Below are 20,827 nucleotides of genomic sequence, written 5' to 3'. Positions count from 1 at the left end.
AATGATAGCTAACGTTTTAGCTTTAATGTAATTAGTGATTTGACTAAGAAAAATCATTGCAATTGTTGTTAAATTATTTAGAATATTCGTTTAAATTCGACCAATAATAATGTTTTAAAGGAACAGCATGAAAGCTTTTTTAGCGAAAATTTTTGCAAAATACATTGTCAACAAAGAACAAAAGTGGATAAATAATCCGCTAGAAACACAAGACAAAATTCTAAATGAATTGATTATTGCTGCAAAAAATACAAAGTTTGGAGTTGATCATCATTTTGAATCAATCAAAAATTATGAAGATTTCAAATCGCAAATTCCAATCAATGATTATGAAGGTTTGAAACATTATTTTGATGAAGTAATTGAAGGGAAACCTGATATTCTGTGGCCTGGAAAACCTCTTTATTTAGCTAAAACTTCAGGAACTACTTCTGGAGCCAAATATATTCCGCTTACAAAAGAATCTGTTCCATCTCATATAAATTCTGCTCGAAATGCTTTATTGTTTTATATTAATGAAACAAAGAATTCTAATTTTGTTGACGGAAAAATGATTTTCTTACAAGGAAGTCCAATTCTTGAAGAGAAAAATGGATTGAAAGTAGGTCGACTTTCTGGAATTAGCGCACATTTTGTTCCAAATTATTTGCAAAAAAATCGTTTACCATCTTATGAAACAAATGTGATTGAAGATTGGGAAACAAAAGTGGATAGGGTAGTGGATGAAACGGTGAAAGCTGATATGACGCTGATTTCTGGGATTCCGCCTTGGTTGATTATGTATTTTGAACGATTGATTAAAGTTTCTGAAAAAGAAAACGTTCAGTCGATTTTTAAGAATTTACAACTAATGGTAACAGGAGGTGTAAATTATGAACCTTATCGCGATAAAGTGAATCAACTAATTGGTCGAAAAATAGATTGTATTCAGACATATCCAGCTTCAGAAGGGTTTATTGCGTATCAAGATTCTCAAAAAAATGATGATTTATTACTTTTATTGAATAATGGAATTTTTTATGAATTTGTTCCAGTTGAAGAGTTTTTTGATGAAAATCCAACCCGAATTTCATTGAAAGATGTTGAAGTAGGAAAAGATTATGTTCTAATTCTCAATACAAACGCAGGTTTGTGGGGATATAATATTGGTGACACAGTTCGTTTTACTTCGATAAAACCTTATAGAATTGTTGTTTCTGGTCGAATTAAACATTATACATCTGCTTTTGGTGAGCATGTAATTGGTCACGAAGTGGAACAGGCGTTGCAAAAAACTTTAGAAAAATATCCAGCGAGTGTAAATGAGTTTACAGTTGCGCCTCAAGTTAATCCAGCAGAAGGTTTGCCATATCACGAATGGTTAATAGAATTTGATCAAAAACCACAAGATATAACTATTTTTAATCAAGAATTAGATACACAAATGCGTCGCCAAAATACGTATTACGATGATTTGATTACGGGAAATATCTTGCGTCCGCTTGTCGTTTCTGAAGTTAAAACAGAAGGTTTTCAGCATTATATGAAATCGATAGGGAAATTAGGTGGACAAAATAAAGTTCCTCGTTTGTCTAATAATCGCGAAATTGCAGATGAATTTTACAGTCTAAACTTAATTACTACAAATTGAACACACACACAACAATAGATAAAATGATTTACAAAACGGTAAAAAGTTCATTGGTAACTTTTTCGCAATTAATGCTTCCGTCACATTCCAATTTTAGTGGAAAAATACACGGTGGATTCATTCTTTCTCTACTCGATCAAATTGCATTCGCATGTGCTTCCAAATATTCTGGAAAATACTGTGTTACGGCGTCTGTGGATAGAGTAGATTTCTTAACGCCAGTAGAAGTAGGAGAATTATTAACGCTAAAAGCATCGGTAAACTATGTCGGAAGAACGTCAATCGTCGTAGGAATTCGAGTAGAAAGTCAAAATATCCAAACAAGTGAAATTAAACATTGTAATTCGTCTTATTTTACGATGATATGCAAAGAAGAAAATGGTGAAAAAGCAGAAGCTCCAAAATTAATTTTGAAGAATCTGAACGAAGTTCGACGCTTTTATAAAGCTTTGCATCGAATTGAAGAACATACAAAAGCAAAAGAACAAATAAAAGATCCGATTGATTATAAATCGCAAGATTTAATTGATCATTTATTGGACAATCATTTCGTGAAAATAGAACTAGATTAAAGTTTTTACATCATTAATAAATAACTCAATTCTGAAAATGAATTGAGTTATTTTGTTTATAGGGTTTTGATAAATAGTTTATATTTTATCTCCTAATTGTTATGCTCCAAAAAATTGATTATTGAATTTGAGTGGCATTACTAAATTGCAAATTATTTAATTTTAAGAAAATTAGGCATTGTATTTGTTTTATCGATTCTTAATATCAAAACCAAACTTTTTATTTAATTCATTATTATGAAAACTCTCTTCAAATTTTTATTACTATTCATTGCAAGTACAACTATTTCATTTGCTCAATCTTCTGGTTTAAATAGTCAATTAATACAAACAAATTTTACTGAAAATAGCTCTAAATCTTCAAATCCTATTAGTTTTGCTGTAGCAGGAAGTGTATTTGTTTTAGCTTTTTGTGCTTTTCGTTTCAGAAAAAAAATTGTCTAAAACGAAACAAATCATTTTTTCGAAATCAGAAAAACGATTTAATTTCTAAATTTGTAAAATGAAATATTTATTCATTTTACTTGTATTGTTAGTGCTGTTTGTTATTTACAAAAAATTAAAAACAGTTCCAATTGAAAAACCACTTCCGAAAGAAGAAGAACCAAAAATATCGTTTTTAAAAATTGAAAAAAATGATGATTTGATTGATGATTCTAATCAACAAATTTCAGAATTTCAAGTAAAAATAGATTCGGTAACAAAGAAAAAAAATACATTAGAATTCTTAATTTCTATTCAAAATAATACCGAAAAAACAGTTCGTATAAATATCGTTGAAGCTGATTTTTATTCAAATTTTTCTCAAAAAAAAATCAAAGCTGATGTTACATTTTATGGAGAATTGGCAATGGGGACAAATGATATTTTATTGAAAAATACCATTTTACCTGATTCTCACGTTATCCGAAATATTTATTTTTTCGAAACAGATTTAATTCATTTTAATCAAAACGATTATCTGGAAATTGATATAGAAATTAATGGAGAACATCATCAGTTCAAAAACTATTTTCATCAAACAACTTTCGAATCGATTAAATACATTCAGTAATCTGATTTTTTGATTTGAATTGTAAGGCTTAATTTTGCATTTCAGAATTTAGAGATATGAAACATATACAATTGATGCTTGGAAGCTTGATGCTTTTTGGATTAACAGCTTGTCAAACACCAAAAATAGTTACTGAACAACAACCAGTTCAGCAAAAAAGTTTGCAAGTTGATGGTAAAATTTATGCTGCATTTTTTCAACAACGTGCTGCTGAATATCAAGCCTTAAGCCAGCAAGCTTATAATGTTGCTAAAATGAGATTGGATGAAGCAATTGCGACAAAAGGCGCAAAACCTTTAGCGATTGTAACGGATATTGACGAAACTTTTTTGGATAATTCGTACTATGCAGTAGAAATGGCGCGTCAAGGAAAAACGTGGTCGCAAGAAACTTGGGCAAATTGGACGTCGAAAGGAATTGCAACTCCTTTGGCTGGTTCTCAAGAGTTTTTTCAGTATGCAGCGAGTAAAGGTGTTCAGATTTTTTACGTTACAAATCGATACGAAGTAGAGCGTCCTGGAACTTTGGCAAATTTAGAAAAATACAATTATCCAATTCAAAGTGCTCAGAATTTGATTTTGAGAAGTAAAGAAAGTAGCAAAGAAGCACGTCGTCAAAATATTTCGAAAGATTATGACATTGTTTTATTGTTAGGAGATAGTTTAACAGATTTTTCTTCTTTATTTGATAATCATAAATCTGAAAAAGAAAGAGCGGCAGCTGTAGAAACTTTAAAATCTGAATTTGGAAAACGATTTATTGTATTGCCGAATGTTGGATATGGAGATTGGGAATCTGCAATATTTGATTACAAATATGACTTGACGCAAGAGCAAAGAGATTCGATTATATACGAAGCTGCGAGAGAAACTCCTGTGAAATAAAGAATAAATACACAATGAAAACTGTCTTAATCGGACAGTTTTTTTTTGATTTATAAAAAAGTGAGAAATTAAATTTTAAATACATTTAACATGTTTTTGTTAAAAATAATCTATTAATTATTATTTGATCTGTAAAAAAATAATATTTATTTATTGAATATATAGTTTTTTTCTTTGTGCTGTATAATATTTAAGCATTCACCTATTTGTAAATTAAACTATAAATAACCTATATTTATAAGCTGGTTGTTTAGGCAATCATCAACCAATATTTAAAAAAAAATTATATCAAAACACATGAGTCAATCACAAAAAACTAATTGGGGTCAATTTATCCCACTGGTTACAGTATTCTTCTTTTGGGGATTCGTAGCGGCAAGTAATGAAATTTTAATTCCAGTTTTTAAAAAATCATTTGATTTATCCCAAGCCGAAAGTCAATTAGTCGCAGTAGCTTATTATATCGCTTATACGGTTGGAGCTTTAATTTATATGGGCGTTTCATTATTAGCTAAACAAGATTTAATCAATAAATTTGGGTATAAGAATTCATTATCTTTTGGACTTCTTTTATCAGCTATTGGAACGCTTTTTTTTATTCCAGCAGCCAATACAGGATCATTTCCTTTAATGTTAACAGGTTTGTTTACTGTAGGTCTAGGTTTTTCGTTGCAACAAACTGTTGCTAATCCGCTTGCAATTGCTTTAGGAGATGCAAGTACTGGATCTCAACGTTTAACATTAGCTGGAGGTATTAATAACTTAGGAACTACAATTGGACCTTTAATTGTTGCTTATGCAATTTTTGGTGCAGGAGGAGAAGGAGAAACAACTTTGAGTATAGAAGCAGTTAAAATTCCATATTTGTGTTTGGGTGTTGCTTTTTTAGCTGTTGCTATTTTCTTGAAATTTTCGTCTTTACCAAATCATCCAGAACAAGAAGAGGATAGTGCGATTGCAACTTCAAAAAATGATAAATCATCAGCCTTAAAATATCCTCAATTATTATTAGGAATGCTTGCGATCTTCTTATATGTAGGTGTAGAAGTTTCTACTGTAAGTAATTTACCAGCATATATGCACAATGAATTAGGGTTCGATATACAAGGAGTAACACCATATGTTTCGTTATATTGGGCAAGTATGATGATTGGTCGTTGGGGTGGTGCAGCAGAAGCATTTGGTTTAGATAAGACAAAAACATTGGCTCTTAAATTTATAGCACCTTATTTAGCTTTTGGGATTTTCTTATTAGTTAATTACATTGCAGGGCATGATTTGAAACCATTTTATCTATATAGTGTAATTATTTTAATAATGATTTTAGCTTCTTTATGGACAAATGGAAACCCTGCTAAAATGTTATTAACTTTCTCAATTATTGGAATTGTAGCATTATTAATCGGAATGAATACAACTGGTTTAGTCTCTATTTATTCTATTACAAGTGTTGGTTTGTTTTGTAGTACATTATGGCCTTGTATTTTTGCATTAGCAATTAATGGCTTAGGAAAAAACACTTCGCAAGGAAGTAACTTCTTAATTATGATGATTATGGGAGGAGGATTAGTAAGTATATTCCAAGGGTATATTGCAGATTTATCAACTGTTCATTCTAGTTATATTGTTTGTATTTTATGTTTTGTGTATCTTGTATTTTATGCAATTGCAACGCCTAAAATTCTTAAAAAACAAGGAATAAATCTTGGTGAAGTTAAATCTGAAGGAGGACATTAGGAAGATTTAATATTTAGTAATTTAATAAAAGGCTGTTTTATAATTTATTATAAAACAGCCTTTTCAGTTATTGAATTAATATAATAGGTGAAGGGACAAGAGAAACAACAAATTACAACATTTTGACAAGGTTCTAGAAAATATTCTAATTAGAATAATTCAAATACCACTACCCAGACAGCATCGCTATAAATCTATTTACTGGTCTAGGGATTAGTGCTAATGGAGAAAATTATATTACTGCTCAAAAAATAAATTAGTGAGTTAATAAAAAACTCAACCATTTGGTTGAGTTTTTTATTTCTTACGATATGCCAATATTTTATCAATACGATTACCGTCTTTGTCTACAATTTCTAGTGTCAAATCTTCTACTTCTACCTTATCCCCAACATTTGGAATGGTTTCGTATTTATCTAAGAAAATTCCAGCAACGGTAACATATCTATTTTCGATGTCTTCGTCGATATCAATCTCAAAAAACTTCTCGAATTCATAGATCGAAAATTGCCCATCGATCAACCATGTACCATCTTCACGTTCTACGATTTCGTAATCTTCGTCTTGGTTCTCTGGTGTATCACCAACCAATTCGTCCAAAATATCGTTTATTGTTACAATTCCAGCCGTCGTACCATATTCGTCTAAAATAATGGCAAAATGTGCTTGTGAATTCTGTAACATTACCAACAAAGGATAACTAAACGAATTTTCATTGACAAAAATAGGTTTGTGTATAAATTTTTTCAGGCTAAAATCTTCCTTACTTACACCAAACATATCTTTTAGTTTCAAGATACCAACGATTTCGTCCAGTTTATTGTTCTTCGTAACAGGGTAGGCTGAATATTTATTTTTCTTAACTTTTGCACGTGCTTTCTCATAATCATCCGAAATATCTAATGAAGCAATTTCCGAACGATGCGTTGCTAACGTGTTCACACGACGATCTCCAAGCTCGAAAACACGTTCTAAGATTTCGTGTTCTTTTTCCTGAATTTCACCACCTTCTGTACTTTCTTTGATGATATTTTTAATTTCTTCTTCCGAAACAACTTCGCTGCTATCGTCTTTAATACCAAACAATTTTAAGAAAAAATTATTGGTAACTGTTAACAACCAAACGAATGGAGAAGTGATGATAGATAACCATTTCATCGGTTTCGAAACAATAGTAGAAACCATTTCAGGAAATTTCATTCCCAAACGTTTTGGTAATAATTCGCCAAATACAATCGAAAAATAAGTGATGATTACTACCATAATAATTGGAGAAAGTGTTTTGGCGTAAGGTGCAATGAAAGAAATAGATGTTAAAAATTCTGTTAAATTTGCAGTTAGTTTATCACCCGAGAAAACCCCTAATAAGATACCAATAAGGGTAATTCCGATTTGTACGGTTGATAAAAATTTGTTCGGATTCTCAGCAAGTTCTAAAGCCGTTTTAGCACCAGAACTTCCTTTCTTCATTTGATTTTCTAATTTGAATTTTCTTGACGAAACAAGTGCCATTTCTGACATGGAAAAAATTCCGTTCAATAAAATCAATACGATTATTATAACAATCTCCACTTTTATTCTTTAATTTTGATAAAAATAAACCAAAATCTAATACTTACCATAATGTCTCAATTTAATATTATGAAATTTTCTTATTTAATTTTACTTGCTTTTATGCTAAATGCTGGTTGTGCTTTCGGTAACAGCGATCAAACTCCAGAAGAAACAGATACTATTTTACCTACTTTTACAACGGCTGAATTGATTGGTAAAGGCAACCCTACGATGGTTGGAAATGGGTATAAATTGTTGCCAGAAGTTGCAAAACAATTTGAATTAATGAAAGCTGATGCACAAAAAGCAGGTTTTAAAATACAAGTGATTTCGAGCTATAGAAATTATACGTATCAAAACGGAATTTGGGAGCGCAAGTATAAAGCAAATCAAGCGAAGAAAATTGCAGCGAAAGAAAACATCGAAAAGATTATTGAATATTCTACCATTCCAGGAACTTCTCGTCACCATTGGGGAACTGATTTGGATATTATAGACGGAACGCGCGGAATACCAGCAGATCCGTTGAATGAGAAACATTTTAACGAAGGAGGATCAATGCATAAATTTAAACTTTGGTTAGATGAAAATGCATCTAAATATGGTTTTTATTTGGTGTACACGGATAATTCAGCGAGAAAAGGATTCAAATATGAACCGTGGCATTTTACGTATAAAGCGATTTCTGAACCGATGTTACAAGCTTATAAAAAGCTTGATATTAAAAAGGTTTTACAAGAAAATAAATTGTTAGGAAGCGAAAATTTTACAGATGATTTTATCGAAAAATATCGAAAAGAAAATATTTTGGATATAAATCCTGTTATTAAATAGTTAAAGCTCCTTTTTGGAGCTTTTTTTGTGGTATCTTTAAATAAAATTTAAGAGATTATACTTTCTGATGAGATTAACATTTTTCATATCGTTATTTTTGAGCATGAGTTTACTAACTTTTGCCAAACAATCGATTGTGAAAGATTTGGATGGAGATGGAAAGTTTGACAAGGTTTCGATTAATTTTGAAACGAATAAAATAGAGTTTTTACTTTCTGATACTGAATATAAAAAGCAGAGTAGTTTAGCTTTTAATGAATTGGATCGTAATACGAAGATTGAGGAAACAAAGAAAGGTTTCAAGATTATCAATAAAATAGGAGATGTTTTGTTTACATCTTATTTTCGATACAATCGTCAGACAAAAAAGATTGAATTATCTGCCATAAAACGTTCAATAGTTTCGGATGATTATTCGAAAGAAAATGGCGAATCAACTTTTATTACAGCTACAAAAGAGTTTATTGCGAAATGGAATAGTTTGGATAAATCATCAAATAAAGTGATTGCTTTACCAACGCTAAAAACTAAAATTGATTTGGATGTTATTTCTTTGAATGATTTTAATGATGTATTTCTGAATAAATTTAATCAACAAAGTTTGACTTTTTATAAAGCTGAAATCTCCAAGCAAAAATAATTATTGCTCCAAATCTATTGTTCTGAATGTTAGATTAATTCGTGGCGAATTTACTTTTTTAGTAGGAGGTAAGCGATGTAGCCAATAATCCTGCGTTTCATTTTTCATTACCAATAAACTTCCACTTGCAAGATTTAAAGCAATTACTTCTTTGGTTTCTTTGTGTTTAAAACCAAATTTACGTTCAGCACCAAAACTAAGCGACGCAATTGCGCCATGACGTTTCAATTGTTTTTCACCATCACTGTGCCAAGCCATTCCTTCGGAACCATCGTGATATAAATTTACCAAACAAGAATTATAATTTTCGCCAGTTTTTTCCTCAGCTAATTTTTTTAATTCAAGTAAAGTATCAGTCCAAGGCAAAGCTGTTTTCGTGATTTTGGAATAGGTATACGCAAATGGAAAATCTCCGTACCAAGCAATTTTTCGTTTAGTTTCTATCAATTTTCCAAATATTATCGCTTGATCGTTTTTCCATTCAATTTCATTTAATAAAACAGAATAATAATGATGCGCTTTTTCATCGGTCATAATTTGCCCAAAATAATTTACCGTTCCATCTTTTGGAAGCAGATTTTGTTGTCCGTCAAATAAATCGTTAAAAAGATCCATTTATAGTTTTATATGATCAAAAATAAGGAATTTAGATTTAATTCAGTTAATGTAATGTGCAGATAAATAAAGTTTTACTAACGTTTGTTATTTAAAATTTAATATTGAATAAGTCAAAAAAAATTTGGATTATATAATTTTTTATTTATTTTTATTTAACCAAAATTTAACACAATATGAATAAATTGATTTTTAAGAACACAATTAAGTTCTTCCTTGTAAGTAGTATTTTACTTCTTGTTTCTGTCTTTTTAAAAATGTTAAATGTAGATCATGCGGATTTTATCTTGAACATCAGTTTCTCGGTTACAATTATTTCGCTTATCGCTGTAATGATGAGTTATAAGACTATAAGGGGGAAAAACAATTTTTCTATGGATTAATTTTTACGTATTAATTTAATTAATAATTTTGGTTGTTTATTTGTGAAAAGATAAACAACCAACTATTGTTATTTTAATAAACTGTCTCAGCGATTCTTTTTGTATTTATAGAATTACTCATTGTATAAAAATGTAATCCAGGAACACCAAAATCGATCAACTCTTTACATTGTTGAATACACCATTCAATTCCGATTTCCTTGATTCGTTCCTTATCTTTCGACTTCAAAACTTCCATTGCCAAAGCTTCTGGTAAGTCCAAATAGAAATTTTGTGGAATCGACGTTAGTTGATTGAAAGTTGTCAAAGGTTTTATACCTGGAATAATCGGAATATTAATATCCATTTCGCGACATTTTTTAACGAAATCAAAATATTTCTGATTATCAAAAAACATTTGCGTCACGATATAATCAGCTCCCAATTCCACTTTCTTTTTCAAATAATACAAATCCATTGCAAGATTTGGTGATTCGAAATGCTTCTCAGGATAACCCGCTACACCAATACAAAAATCCATTGCATGCGATTCTTGTAGTTCGTCGTCTAGATAATTTCCTGTATTCAAAGCAGTAATTTGCTCAATCAATTCCGAAGCATTTGCATGTCCACCAACTTCAGGAACAAAAGATTTTTCCGATTTTATAGGATCTCCACGTAAAACCAAAAGATTGTCAATTCCCAAGAAATTCAAATCAATTAACGCATCTTCTGTATCTTCTTTTGTAAATCCACCACAAATCAAATGCGGAATTGCGTCTATCTTATAATGATTCTGTATCGCAGCACAAATCGCAACTGTACCAGGACGTTTTCGTACCTGATAACGTTTCAATAACCCATTTTCTTTCTGTTTGTAAATATACTCTTGACGATGATAAGTTACATCGATAAAAGCTGGATTTAACTCAACTAACGGGTCTAAAGTTTTGAACGTCGCATTGACATCTTGTCCTTTCAAAGGCGGTAAAATCTCTACAGAAAATAATGGTTTTCCGTTTGCGCGTTCTATATGTTCGGTAACTTTCATTCTTTATTTTATCGTTTAGCGAAGTTCGAATCTCGAATTTCGATTATATATTTTCTTTTATATGGGCGTTTCCTTCGGGCGGGCTTTTCGTTACAATCTTTTTTGTTAATTTCGACTTCGTCCAATCAACAAAAAAGGATTTTCACTACAATCCCTAACGCATTTTTTTATTTTGTTCTACGTTCGTTGTCATTCCGAGCTTGTCGAGGAATCTGAGATTCTTTATTTCGAAATGCTCATTTTGAATGATAAATTTTATTTTTACTTAACGCTTTTACGCCAAATTAGGACTCAACCAACGTTCAGCTTTATCAAGTTCTATATTTTTACGTTTCGCAAAATCTTCAACCTGATCCATTTTTATTTTACCAACTCCGAAATATTTTGCTTCTGGATTTCCAAAATAATAACCCGAAACAGATGAAACTGGATACATCGCCAACGAACTTGTTAACTCAATCCCTGCATTTTTCTCTACATCCAAAATTTTGAAAATTGTTTCTTTTTCTAAATGGTCAGGACATGCAGGATAACCAGGAGCAGGGCGAATTCCTTTATATTTTTCTGAAATTAATTCGTCATTTGATAAAGTTTCATCTTTCGCATAACCCCAAACTTCTGTACGAACATATTTGTGCAAATATTCTGCATAAGCTTCAGCTAGACGATCGGCAATTGCTTTCACCATAATCGAATTGTAATCATCTAAATTTGTTTCGTAAGCTTTAGCAACTTCTTCAATTTCTTGACCAGCAGTTACAGCAAATGCACCGATATAATCTTGAATTGCTGAATCTTTCGGCGCAATAAAATCAGCAATTGAAATATTTGGTTGTTTTTTCGATTTTTTCGCTTGTTGACGAAGTGTATAAAATTCCTCGATTTTGTTATCATTTTCATCAAACAATTCAATCGTATCATCGTTTACCGTATTCGCTTTGAAAAGTCCAAAAACAGCCTTCGGTTTAGCTAAATTTTCAGCTTCAATTTTATTTAACATTGACAAAGCATCTACATATAGTTCTTTGGCATTTGTTCCGACAATTTCATCATCTAAAATCGCAGGAAATTTACCATGTAAATCCCATGTTTTGAAAAATGGCGTCCAATCGATAAAATCTCTTAATTCAGAAACTGTTGTTTGATGTGTAAAAACACCTAATTTATTTGGTTTAAAAGGTTTATTTTCTTCAAAATCAACTTTTAATTTGTTTTTTCGAGCATCTTCAATCGATAGATATTCCTTTGATACAGCGCGATTCAAGAAACCTTCTCTAATTTTTGTATAATCAGTAGTAGTTTCTGTTAGCAATTCCGCCTGTTGATTTCCAATCAATTTTTGACAAATCGTAACCGAACGCGAAGCATCTAAAACATGAATTGCTTTGTCATATTCTGGTGCAATTTTTACAGCTGTATGCGCTTTAGAAGTTGTTGCGCCACCAATCATCAATGGAATATCAAGATTAAGGCGTTTCATTTCTCTGGCAACATGCACCATTTCATCTAAAGATGGAGTAATCAATCCAGAAAGACCAATCACATCGACATTATTTTTTTGCGCTTCGTCTAAAATTGTTTCAGAAGAAACCATTACGCCTAAATCGATAATCTCGAAACCATTACAGCTTAAAACGACTGAAACAATATTTTTTCCGATATCGTGAACATCACCTTTTACAGTTGCCATCAAGATCTTAGAAGGCTCTTTGTCTGTTTTATTTCTAAGTTTTTCTTCCTCTAAAAATGGCGTTAAATAAGCAACAGATTTTTTCATTACGCGAGCCGATTTCACTACCTGCGGTAAGAACATTTTACCACTTCCGAAAAGATCTCCAACGACATTCATTCCGTCCATCAAAGGACCTTCAATAACACGTAATGGAGAACCAATTTTTTCCAAAGCTTCTGCAGTATCTTCGTCAATAAATTCTGTAATTCCTTTTACTAAAGAAATTTCAATACGCTTTTCCAAAGGTAATTCGCGCCAAGTATCATCTTTCTTTTTCTCTTTTGTAACACCTTTTAGATGTTCGGCAAAATCAATCAAACGCTCTGTTGCATCGTCACGTCGATCCAATAAAACATCTTCAACGTGCTCTAATAAATCTTTTGGAATATCATCGTAAATCTCAATCATTTCTGGATTGACGATTCCCATATCCATTCCGTGTTTGATGGCGTGATATAAAAACGCCGTGTGCATCGCTTCACGAACCGCATTGTTTCCACGGAAGGAAAACGAAACATTCGAAACTCCACCCGAAACTAACGCATGTGGAAGATTTTCTTTGATCCATTTTGTTGCATCAAAAAAATCGATGGCATTACGGCGATGTTCTTCCATTCCTGTTGCAACTGGGAAAATATTCACATCAAAAATGATATCTCTTGGATTGAAATTTACTTGATTTACCAAAATATCATACGAACGTTTTACGATTTCGATTCGACGTTCATAATTATCCGCTTGACCTTTCTCATCAAACGCCATAACCACTGTTGCAGCACCGTAACGTTTAATTTTCTTCGCATGTTCGATAAATAATTCTTCTCCCTCTTTTAAAGAAATTGAGTTGACAATCGCTTTACCTTGAACATTTTTTAGACCAGCTTCAATAATTTCCCATTTCGAAGAATCAATCATAATTGGAACTTTCGAAATATCAGGTTCAGAAGCAATCAAACGCAAATATTTTACCATAGAAGCTACACCATCAAGCATACCTTCATCCATATTGATATCGATAATTTGCGCGCCACCATCCACTTGGTCACGTGCAACCTGAAGTGCTTCTTCAAATTTTTCTTCTTTGATTAATCGCAAGAATTTTTTAGAACCAGTTACATTTGTACGTTCGCCAACGTTTACAAAGTTTGAATTTTCTCGTACAATTAAAGGTTCTAATCCAGAAAGTTGAATTTTTACGCCTGACATTGTTCACTAATTTTTCGAGGTTCGTATTCTTTTGCTAAATCTGCCATCAATTTGATATGATCTGGTGTAGTTCCACAACATCCACCCAAAATATTAACCAATTTTTTATCTAAGAAAGGTTTGATAAAATCTCGCATCATTTCAGGAGTTTCATCGTATCCACCGAAAGCGTTTGGTAAACCAGCATTTGGGTATGCGCTGACATAAAATGGTGCTTTTTCGGCTAATACTTCTAAATATGGAATCAAATCTGTTGCACCTAAAGCACAATTTAACCCAACTGAAATTAAATCAATATGTTCTAATGAAATCAAGAAAGCTTCTGTTGTTTGTCCAGAAAGTGTACGTCCAGATTTATCTGTTATTGTACCAGAAGCCATTAGAGGAACGTTGATTCCTGTTTTTTCTATCGCATCTTGAATTCCATAAAATGCTGCTTTTGCATTTAAAGTATCAAAAATAGTTTCGACAAGTAAAATATCTGCACCAGCTTCTAACATTGTTTTTGCTTGACGATAATATACATTTGCCAATAAATCAAAATCCACATCGCGATAACTAGGGTCATTTACTTGTGGCGAAATAGAGGCTGTCTTGTTGGTTGGACCTAAAGATCCAACTACAAAACGAGGTTTATCTGGGGTAGAAAACTCTTCACAAGCTTCTTTTGCTAAGCGAACGGCTTCGTAATTTAATTCATCAACCAAATCAACCATATCATAATCAACCATAGAAATAATATTGGCATTGAACGTATTTGTTTCGATTAAATCTGCACCAGCAGCCAAATATTCTCGGTGAATATCTTTTATGATTTGAGGTTGGGTTAAAACCAATAAATCGTTATTTCCTTTTAAAGAAGTATGAAAATCCTTGAATCGTTCTCCACGATAATCTTCTTCTTGTAAATTGTGCTTTTGGATCATCGTTCCCATTGCACCATCTAAAATAACAATACGCTCTTTTAGTATATCGTCTAATTTCATTCTAAATATTTTAAAAGCCTTATGGGAAGAAGTGTGAGGTAAGTCCTTATCTTTCTCTATTTGAGTAGGATTTAGCACCCAACTATACTTTGGGTTGCTAAGATTTCAACGGGCCTATTCCCTCCATCTTTCTTTATAAAGCTATGTGCAAAATTATTTAAAGTATTGAGAATAAAAAAATCAAGATTGAAAAAAACGAGTTCGAAACTTGGTTCATAGAAATAATTTTTGTTTGAAATAGTTCAAAATCTCTAATAGGTCATTTTTGAAATTTATTTTAGAAAATATTTCTTTAAAATTACTATTTTAAAGAAATAATATTTTAATTAGTTATTGAAAATTGTAGTTTTTAGAATATTTTTAATAAAAATAGGGTTTTATTAAAAATTATTAAGATTTGTTTTTTCTTTTAATTGTATTTTTTAGAAAATTATTTTTGTCTATAAATATTTATAGAATAAAATTCATTATTTGTGTATTTTTATCTATAATTACGGAAAATATTAAATTAAAGAAATGAAATTAATTTGGATATATAGAATTCTTTCGCCTAAATTTGTCCTCAGAAATAGTTCATTAAAATTTACATTTTATCAAGAAAAGTGGAGGGAAATGGCCCAAAGAAACTTTAGCAACCTGATTAATGAATCAAGGTGCTAAATCCATCCTTATAGGAAAGATGAATAAAAACTACTGTAAACCAATCTTCAATAATATTCTTTATTCAAAATGGTTCAATTGTTTTTATGCGATTGAACCATTTTTTTTCTTCACTTTTCTTTGGTAAATAATTAAAAACAAAACAAATAAATGAAAAAAATAAATATCGGATTGTTCGGATTTGGAGTTGTAGGAGAAGGAATTTACAAGGTATTGGAAGAAAAACCACAATTGAATGCTGCAATTAAAAAAATTGTGATTAAAGATAATTCTAAACCTAGAAATGCTCCGTCTGAATTATTTTCGACTAATGCGGATGATATTTTAAATGATGATGAAATAAATGTTGTTGTTGAGTTAATTTCGGATGCTGATGCGGCGCATGATATCATTATAAAAGCGTTCAATAAAGGAAAACATGTGGTAAGTGCAAATAAAAAATTGATTGCCGATCATCACAAAGAATTATTGGATTTGCAAGCAAAAAATAATGTTTCTTTTCTTTATGAAGCATCTGTTTGTGGATCAGTTCCGATTATTAGAAATCTAGAAGAATATTTTGATAACGATTTATTGAATTATGTATCTGGAATTGTAAATGGGACAACAAATTACATTTTGACGAAAATGGCGAATGAAAATGAGTCGTATCAAGATGCCTTAAAAGCAGCGCAAGAAAGTGGTTTTGCAGAAGCTGATCCAACGGCTGATGTAGAAGGTTTTGATGCGTCGAGTAAATTAGCAATTATTACGTTGCATGCTTTCGGTAAAAAGATTGATGTTGATCAAGTTATTCGAAAAGGAATTACTTCATTGAAAGTTGAAGATTTTAAATACGCAAAAGAAAAAAATTATACAATAAAGTTGATTGCGAATTCTAAAATTAATCATCAAACGGGTGAAATTACATCAACAGTTTTGCCAACTTTTGTTGAATTAAATAAAACAATTGCGCTTGTGAATAACGAATATAATGGAGTTTTGATTGGAAGTTCGCTTTCAGATGAGCAATTTTTATATGGAAAAGGAGCAGGGCGTTTCCCAACTTCTTCGGCTGTTTTGAGTGATATTTCTGCGTTGAAATATGATTATCAATATTCGATTCGAAAATATGAAAACAAAGAAGAAGGAGTTTTTAATCAAACAGGAAAAAAGAGAATTTATATCGGTTTTGAGAATCAAGCAGATGATGTTTCAAACATTTTTGATGAAATAGAAGAGCGTTATCAAAGTAAAAATTACAATCACATTGTTGGTGTGATTGATATAGAAAAGCTCAAACAAAAAGAGATTATTGAAAATCCAAAACTTTCGATAATTGCGTTTGAGTAAATTTTTGTGATTAAAAAGCCTCAATTAACATTGAGGCTTTTATTTGTAAATCTAAAAATTAAGGTTTTTGTAAATACTTTTTCAATAAAAGTTTTAGTGGTTTATTTTTAATTAATCCAGCATAAGTCATTTCAATTTTAAAATCTTTTGAGATTAAAACCCAATATGGATAACTAATTTGTTCGTTTTTATCAATAAATTCTTCCAAAAATGGATGAGTTTTTTTATTCGATTTAGGTTCATATTTTTTGTTTAAAAAAATAATAGATTCATTTGTTTCTGCATCAAATTCAATAAAATAAATGTCATTATTTAGAATTTGAAGTAATTCATCATCTTTTTCTAATTGTTTCTTTTGAATCATACAGTAACTACACCAATTGGTTGAAAAATAAAGCAGAATTGGTTTAGGATTTTCATTAAAAATTGAATTAAATTTTTCTAATGAAATCTGTGCTTGGAGATTCAATGATGATAAAATGAATATGAAGTACCAGATTTTCATTAACGTAAATTGTATCGGACACCTATAAAACCTCTTGTTCCCTGCATAGGTGTATAGCTGTAATCATTTGGCTCAAAAATAACATCGTTTCTTCCTTTAGGAGGAGTAATGCCATTTCCTGGTTCTCCGAATGGATCCCACCAACGAGCAATAACATCGCCTTTTGGTAAAACATTAAAAATATTTTTTACTCCACCATAGATTTCAATATTATTTTTGAATGATTTACTCAATTGAATATTGGCAATAAAAGTTGGCTTTGAATATTCAGGTCGATAATCATTTTCTACGCGAGGTAATTTCATTTTGTCATTATAATTGGCGGTTAAATCAATAGTAAAACCTTTTTTGAATGCATAACTTGCTAAGAAATTTCCAGACCATTTCGGTGCGTGATATTGAACTTCTTTTTCGCCATTTTCTTTTTTGTATACATCCATATAGGTTGCGCCAAGCATTATTTTTAGAGGAAAGTCAAATGTTGCATCTATATTTAAAGAAACTCCTTGAGATATTGCGTGTCCATCTAAATTGTCATAGATAATCTTTGTTTCGTCAGTATCTGTATCAGCAATAATTTTGTTTGTGAAATAAGAATAGAATGTTGTGAAATCAAAATTTAGAGCTGCAAAAGAAGTTGGTAGTTTGAACACATAATTAATATTTCCATTATATGATTTTTCAGGTTTTAATTCATTTTCAAAAACTACTTGTCTAGCTCCAGTTAATGCACGATGATCTTCTGTGAAAACATTTACAACACGAAATCCTGTACCAAAACTTGCTCTTAAAGTATGATGAGATGAAGGTGAAAATTTATAAGCTACTCTTGGAGAATGTATTCCTTTATGTGTTTTATCATAATCAAATCGATAACCAAGTAATAATTTATTTTCAGAGTTTAATGTCCATTCGTCTTGTACAAAAATACCAGGAATTGGTGTATTCATAGGGTTATTCTTAATTAGATTATTATCTTCATCATATTCTCCAGTCCCTCTTGTGTTATCATCGTAATAAGTATACTTGAATGAAGTTCCTAAAAGTAAACTATGTTGTCCAATTATTTTATCCCAATAAGCTTGAGCAAAAACAACTTGTTGTTTTCCTTGATACGATTCTGGACCATAAAATGAATTCTGTTGATGAAAATTATAAGAAAATTGAGTCATTATTTTCTCTTTTAGAGGTAATTGATACATTCCTATCGCTTCAAAACGATTTGTCATAATGCTTTCAGCATAAACTTCGTCGCTTCCTCTGTGAAGTTTTCTTTTCCAATTCATTTGACCTCCCCATCTATCTTCATATAAATAACGTAAAGCAACCGATGCTGTTCTATTTTCTTGACGTTCAAAATCAAATTTATTGAATAATGTGATGCGATCTTGTAATGTTACATCTGTAAAACCGTCGTTATTTTTATCTTTCTTATTTCCATATTTAAAGTAATTAAAGCCAAATAAACCATTTACCTTTTCTCCTAAATTATATTTGTATCCACCATCAAGATTGGTTTCCAACCAAGAAGTTGTAAAAGCATCCAAAGATAATTTTGGAGCAGATTTAGGAGATTTGGTAATTACATTAATTATACCTCCCATAGCTTCTGTTCCATAAAGGGAAGATGCTGGCCCTTTTACGACTTCTATTCGTTCAACCAAAGAATTCGGAATTCCGCTCAAACCATAAACTGTAGATAGAGAAGAAACAATTGGCATTCCATCAATTAAAATCATGGTATATGAACCTTCCATTCCGTTAATATGAATATCACCTGTGTTGCAAACGTTACAATTTAATTGCGGTTGAACACCATTTATTAATTGTACAGCGTCAAATAATGAAGGTGTTGGATTTTTTTGAAAAAACTTTGGTGTATAGATTTCAATTGGAACTGGACTATCAGATTTTCTTACAGCTTTCATTGTTCCTGTAATTACAATCTCATCTAAATTTTCTGAAGAATCTTCCATATAAATAGAATCTTTTTGTTCCTGAGCATTTGATAGAATGGAGGTTAAGGTGATGAATAAATAAAATGTTGTTTTCATGTTAAGTAAAATTTATAATCAAATTAAAAAGTTAGACAAATCTAACAAAAATATTATTAAAAATGAATTTTTAAATTTTACTTAATTTTCAACTATATTTGTTTCCATGAATTCATTGGTCGAAGAAAATTACCTAAAAGCATTATTTCATCTTTCTGAAAATGGGAAAGGAGAAGTGAATGTGAAGGATTTGAGTAAGCATTTGGAAATAAAAATGCCTACTGTAAACAGTATGATGAAAAAATTAGCTGAAAAAGAATTGGTGATTTATGAATCGTATAAACCACTTCGGTTATCTGATAAAGGAATTCTGAAAGCTTCTTTGATTGTAAGAAAACACCGATTAACAGAGATGTTTTTGGTAGATAAAATGGGATTTGGTTGGGAACAAGTTCATGAAATTGCTGAGCAAATAGAACATATTCAAAGTCCAATTTTTTTCGATAAAATGGACGAATTATTGAATTTTCCTAAATTAGATCCGCATGGTTCTCCAATTCCAGATAAAAATGGAAAAATAGAAATTATCAATTACAAAAAATTGGCCGAATTTAAAGAAGGTGACAAAGTAGAAATATGTGCTGTCATTGGTTCTTCTGATGAATTTTTGAAATATTTGAATTCAAAAAATATTCATTTGAATGATGAAATTGAAATCATTTCAGTCGAAGATTTTGATGGAACAATGAAAGTTAAATTTCTAAAATCAAATGAAATTGAATCATTTAGCAATCATGTAACTTCAAGATTGTTAGGTAAATAATGGTTTTGCAATTTTTTTTATCAATCGCCTTATTTTTCTATTTTTTAGGGTTTGGATTTTTATTTCAGAAAATTTTTTCTCGAATTAATTCAACTATTTCGTTTACAGTCATAAATGGAATGATAGGAGTTGGACTGATAAGTTTTTTCGTCGCATTTTTTCTTCCATTAAACTTCACATACGAAGTAGTATTAATTTCAATTGCGATTCTATCATTAATTTATCATAGAAACGAAGTGAAAGTAAGTTTGTTGAAACTGAAAAATATATCGCGATATTTTTATGCTTTTACTTTTGTTGGATTGTTGGTTGCAGTTACATATCCTTTTATTTTAGATCATTTTGGTTATTATATTCCAACAATAAAATGGTTAGACTTTGCTGGTTTTGTAAAAGGTCTTTCCAATTTTGAATGGGTTTTGGCACAAAATAGTTTCTGGCATATTTTGCAAGCTTCGATTAACGAAACATTAGATATTTATTATCGATTGAATTTTTGTATATTTTTAATCTTCAATCTCTATGTTTTTGAATTGAAGCAGAAAAAACTACTCATTTTTAATCTCATTTTTTTATTTTTTCTAAATACTCCTTCGCCAGATCTTCCTGTTTTTGTTCTTTCGATTCTATTAATCAATGAATATTTACGTTATAAA

The 20,827-nt window shown here is 30.7% G+C and carries 18 protein-coding genes and 2 riboswitches; of the genes, 11 read left to right on the top strand and 7 right to left on the bottom strand.

Translation table 11 applies throughout. The annotated features are described in order from the left end of the window. The first annotated feature begins 127 nt into the window (after window positions 1-127). The 6 genes from N5E64_RS11230 to N5E64_RS11205 all read left to right on the top strand — a co-directional run bounded on the left by N5E64_RS11230 (window position 128) and on the right by N5E64_RS11205 (window position 5,877). The gene (locus tag N5E64_RS11230) at window positions 128-1,630 is read left to right on the top strand and encodes a GH3 auxin-responsive promoter family protein (protein WP_125350326.1); all 1,503 of its coding nucleotides are present in this window, start codon (window positions 128-130) and stop codon (window positions 1,628-1,630) included. Next, window positions 1,627-2,202, top strand: coding sequence for an acyl-CoA thioesterase (locus N5E64_RS11225; protein ID WP_376741545.1), 576 nt, complete (start codon window positions 1,627-1,629; stop codon window positions 2,200-2,202). The genes N5E64_RS11230 and N5E64_RS11225 overlap by 4 nt, the downstream gene beginning before the upstream one ends. A gap of 237 nt (window positions 2,203-2,439) precedes the next feature. Continuing rightward, window positions 2,440-2,646, top strand: coding sequence for a hypothetical protein (locus N5E64_RS11220; RefSeq protein WP_125350324.1), 207 nt, complete (start codon window positions 2,440-2,442; stop codon window positions 2,644-2,646). Window positions 2,647-2,704: 58 nt separating this feature from the next. Continuing rightward, on the top strand, window positions 2,705-3,256 hold the full coding sequence (locus tag N5E64_RS11215; RefSeq protein ID WP_219035068.1) for a hypothetical protein: 552 nt from the start codon (window positions 2,705-2,707) through the stop codon (window positions 3,254-3,256). Window positions 3,257-3,312: 56 nt separating this feature from the next. Continuing rightward, window positions 3,313-4,140, top strand: coding sequence for a 5'-nucleotidase, lipoprotein e(P4) family (locus N5E64_RS11210; protein ID WP_125350322.1), 828 nt, complete (start codon window positions 3,313-3,315; stop codon window positions 4,138-4,140). 297 nt (window positions 4,141-4,437) lie between these two features. Next, window positions 4,438-5,877 (top strand): MFS transporter, encoded by a 1,440-nt coding sequence (locus N5E64_RS11205; protein WP_125350321.1) that lies wholly within the window; start codon window positions 4,438-4,440, stop codon window positions 5,875-5,877. A 297-nt stretch (window positions 5,878-6,174) separates the two neighbouring features. On the opposite strand, the gene N5E64_RS11200 is transcribed toward N5E64_RS11205, so the two are convergent. Beyond that, window positions 6,175-7,449 carry a hemolysin family protein gene (locus N5E64_RS11200; protein WP_280037622.1) on the bottom strand — a complete coding sequence of 425 codons (1,275 nt, stop codon included), beginning with the start codon at window positions 7,447-7,449 and terminating at the stop codon, window positions 6,175-6,177. Between the two features lie 69 nt (window positions 7,450-7,518). Between N5E64_RS11200 and N5E64_RS11195 the strand changes: the two genes are divergently transcribed. Further along, window positions 7,519-8,265: a M15 family metallopeptidase gene (locus N5E64_RS11195; protein ID WP_280037621.1), complete on the top strand. Its 747-nt coding sequence runs from the start codon at window positions 7,519-7,521 to the stop codon at window positions 8,263-8,265. 103 nt (window positions 8,266-8,368) lie between these two features. After that, complete coding sequence (locus N5E64_RS11190) at window positions 8,369-8,905, top strand: hypothetical protein (protein WP_280037620.1); 537 nt, start codon at window positions 8,369-8,371, stop codon at window positions 8,903-8,905. Here N5E64_RS11190 and N5E64_RS11185 read toward each other — a convergent pair whose 3' ends face one another. From N5E64_RS11185 to N5E64_RS11170, 4 genes are all read right to left on the bottom strand, one after another. Next, window positions 8,906-9,520 carry an alpha-ketoglutarate-dependent dioxygenase AlkB gene (locus tag N5E64_RS11185; RefSeq protein ID WP_280037619.1) on the bottom strand — a complete coding sequence of 205 codons (615 nt, stop codon included), beginning with the start codon at window positions 9,518-9,520 and terminating at the stop codon, window positions 8,906-8,908. It lies immediately after the preceding gene. 456 nt (window positions 9,521-9,976) lie between these two features. Next, the gene (gene metF, locus N5E64_RS11180) at window positions 9,977-10,933 is read right to left on the bottom strand and encodes a methylenetetrahydrofolate reductase [NAD(P)H] (protein ID WP_219035072.1); all 957 of its coding nucleotides are present in this window, start codon (window positions 10,931-10,933) and stop codon (window positions 9,977-9,979) included. A gap of 274 nt (window positions 10,934-11,207) precedes the next feature. Further along, window positions 11,208-13,871 carry a methionine synthase gene (gene metH / locus N5E64_RS11175; protein ID WP_280037618.1) on the bottom strand — a complete coding sequence of 888 codons (2,664 nt, stop codon included), beginning with the start codon at window positions 13,869-13,871 and terminating at the stop codon, window positions 11,208-11,210. After that, window positions 13,859-14,857 carry a homocysteine S-methyltransferase family protein gene (locus tag N5E64_RS11170; protein ID WP_219035074.1) on the bottom strand — a complete coding sequence of 333 codons (999 nt, stop codon included), beginning with the start codon at window positions 14,855-14,857 and terminating at the stop codon, window positions 13,859-13,861. The genes metH and N5E64_RS11170 overlap by 13 nt, the downstream gene beginning before the upstream one ends. Window positions 14,858-14,900: 43 nt before the next feature. Further along, window positions 14,901-14,999: riboswitch (SAM riboswitch) on the bottom strand. A 445-nt stretch (window positions 15,000-15,444) separates the two neighbouring features. Next, a riboswitch (SAM riboswitch) is annotated at window positions 15,445-15,543 on the top strand. Window positions 15,544-15,667: 124 nt separating this feature from the next. Between N5E64_RS11170 and N5E64_RS11165 the strand changes: the two genes are divergently transcribed. Continuing rightward, on the top strand, window positions 15,668-16,849 hold the full coding sequence (locus N5E64_RS11165; RefSeq protein WP_180906738.1) for a homoserine dehydrogenase: 1,182 nt from the start codon (window positions 15,668-15,670) through the stop codon (window positions 16,847-16,849). A 58-nt stretch (window positions 16,850-16,907) separates the two neighbouring features. Here the strand turns inward: N5E64_RS11165 and N5E64_RS11160 are convergent, their stop codons facing one another. Together N5E64_RS11160 and N5E64_RS11155 are read right to left on the bottom strand one after the other, a co-directional pair. Then, entirely contained in the window at window positions 16,908-17,354 is a 447-nt protein-coding gene (locus tag N5E64_RS11160) for a thioredoxin fold domain-containing protein (protein ID WP_084106839.1), read from the bottom strand. Further along, complete coding sequence (locus tag N5E64_RS11155; protein WP_280037617.1) at window positions 17,354-19,408, bottom strand: TonB-dependent siderophore receptor; 2,055 nt, start codon at window positions 19,406-19,408, stop codon at window positions 17,354-17,356. Before N5E64_RS11155 ends, N5E64_RS11160 begins: the two co-directional genes overlap by 1 nt. 106 nt (window positions 19,409-19,514) lie before the next feature. Here N5E64_RS11155 and N5E64_RS11150 point away from each other — a divergent pair, with 106 nt between their 5' ends. Both N5E64_RS11150 and N5E64_RS11145 read left to right on the top strand, forming a co-directional pair. Continuing rightward, a complete protein-coding gene (locus N5E64_RS11150) occupies window positions 19,515-20,171 on the top strand; it encodes a metal-dependent transcriptional regulator (protein ID WP_280037616.1) in 657 nt (218 codons plus the stop codon). Then, window positions 20,171-20,827, top strand: a 657-nt coding sequence (locus N5E64_RS11145; RefSeq protein ID WP_407933295.1) for an LIC_10190 family membrane protein, incomplete at its 3' end; no start/stop codon positions are given. The genes N5E64_RS11150 and N5E64_RS11145, both read left to right, overlap by 1 nt.

Source organism: Empedobacter sp. GD03739 (assembly GCF_029843245.1).
Lineage (GTDB): Bacteria > Bacteroidota > Bacteroidia > Flavobacteriales > Weeksellaceae > Empedobacter > Empedobacter falsenii_B.
The sequence above is the reverse complement of the archived record's forward strand: the minus strand, read 5'-3'. Positions and strand labels throughout refer to the sequence as shown.

What these genes read in the sequence shown, in the direction of transcription:
- N5E64_RS11170 (WP_219035074.1), bottom strand. Translation starts at nt 14,857, where the DNA reads ATGAAATTAGACGATATACTAAAAGAGCGTATTGTTATTTTAGATGGT.
- N5E64_RS11210 (WP_125350322.1), top strand. Translation starts at nt 3,313, where the DNA reads ATGAAACATATACAATTGATGCTTGGAAGCTTGATGCTTTTTGGATTA.
- N5E64_RS11205 (WP_125350321.1), top strand. Translation starts at nt 4,438, where the DNA reads ATGAGTCAATCACAAAAAACTAATTGGGGTCAATTTATCCCACTGGTT.
- N5E64_RS11185 (WP_280037619.1), bottom strand. Translation starts at nt 9,520, where the DNA reads ATGGATCTTTTTAACGATTTATTTGACGGACAACAAAATCTGCTTCCA.
- N5E64_RS11195 (WP_280037621.1), top strand. Translation starts at nt 7,519, where the DNA reads ATGAAATTTTCTTATTTAATTTTACTTGCTTTTATGCTAAATGCTGGT.
- metH (WP_280037618.1), bottom strand. Translation starts at nt 13,871, where the DNA reads ATGTCAGGCGTAAAAATTCAACTTTCTGGATTAGAACCTTTAATTGTA.
- N5E64_RS11165 (WP_180906738.1), top strand. Translation starts at nt 15,668, where the DNA reads ATGAAAAAAATAAATATCGGATTGTTCGGATTTGGAGTTGTAGGAGAA.
- N5E64_RS11220 (WP_125350324.1), top strand. Translation starts at nt 2,440, where the DNA reads ATGAAAACTCTCTTCAAATTTTTATTACTATTCATTGCAAGTACAACT.
- N5E64_RS11150 (WP_280037616.1), top strand. Translation starts at nt 19,515, where the DNA reads ATGAATTCATTGGTCGAAGAAAATTACCTAAAAGCATTATTTCATCTT.
- metF (WP_219035072.1), bottom strand. Translation starts at nt 10,933, where the DNA reads ATGAAAGTTACCGAACATATAGAACGCGCAAACGGAAAACCATTATTT.
- N5E64_RS11230 (WP_125350326.1), top strand. Translation starts at nt 128, where the DNA reads ATGAAAGCTTTTTTAGCGAAAATTTTTGCAAAATACATTGTCAACAAA.
- N5E64_RS11160 (WP_084106839.1), bottom strand. Translation starts at nt 17,354, where the DNA reads ATGAAAATCTGGTACTTCATATTCATTTTATCATCATTGAATCTCCAA.
- N5E64_RS11155 (WP_280037617.1), bottom strand. Translation starts at nt 19,408, where the DNA reads ATGAAAACAACATTTTATTTATTCATCACCTTAACCTCCATTCTATCA.
- N5E64_RS11190 (WP_280037620.1), top strand. Translation starts at nt 8,369, where the DNA reads ATGAGTTTACTAACTTTTGCCAAACAATCGATTGTGAAAGATTTGGAT.
- N5E64_RS11215 (WP_219035068.1), top strand. Translation starts at nt 2,705, where the DNA reads ATGAAATATTTATTCATTTTACTTGTATTGTTAGTGCTGTTTGTTATT.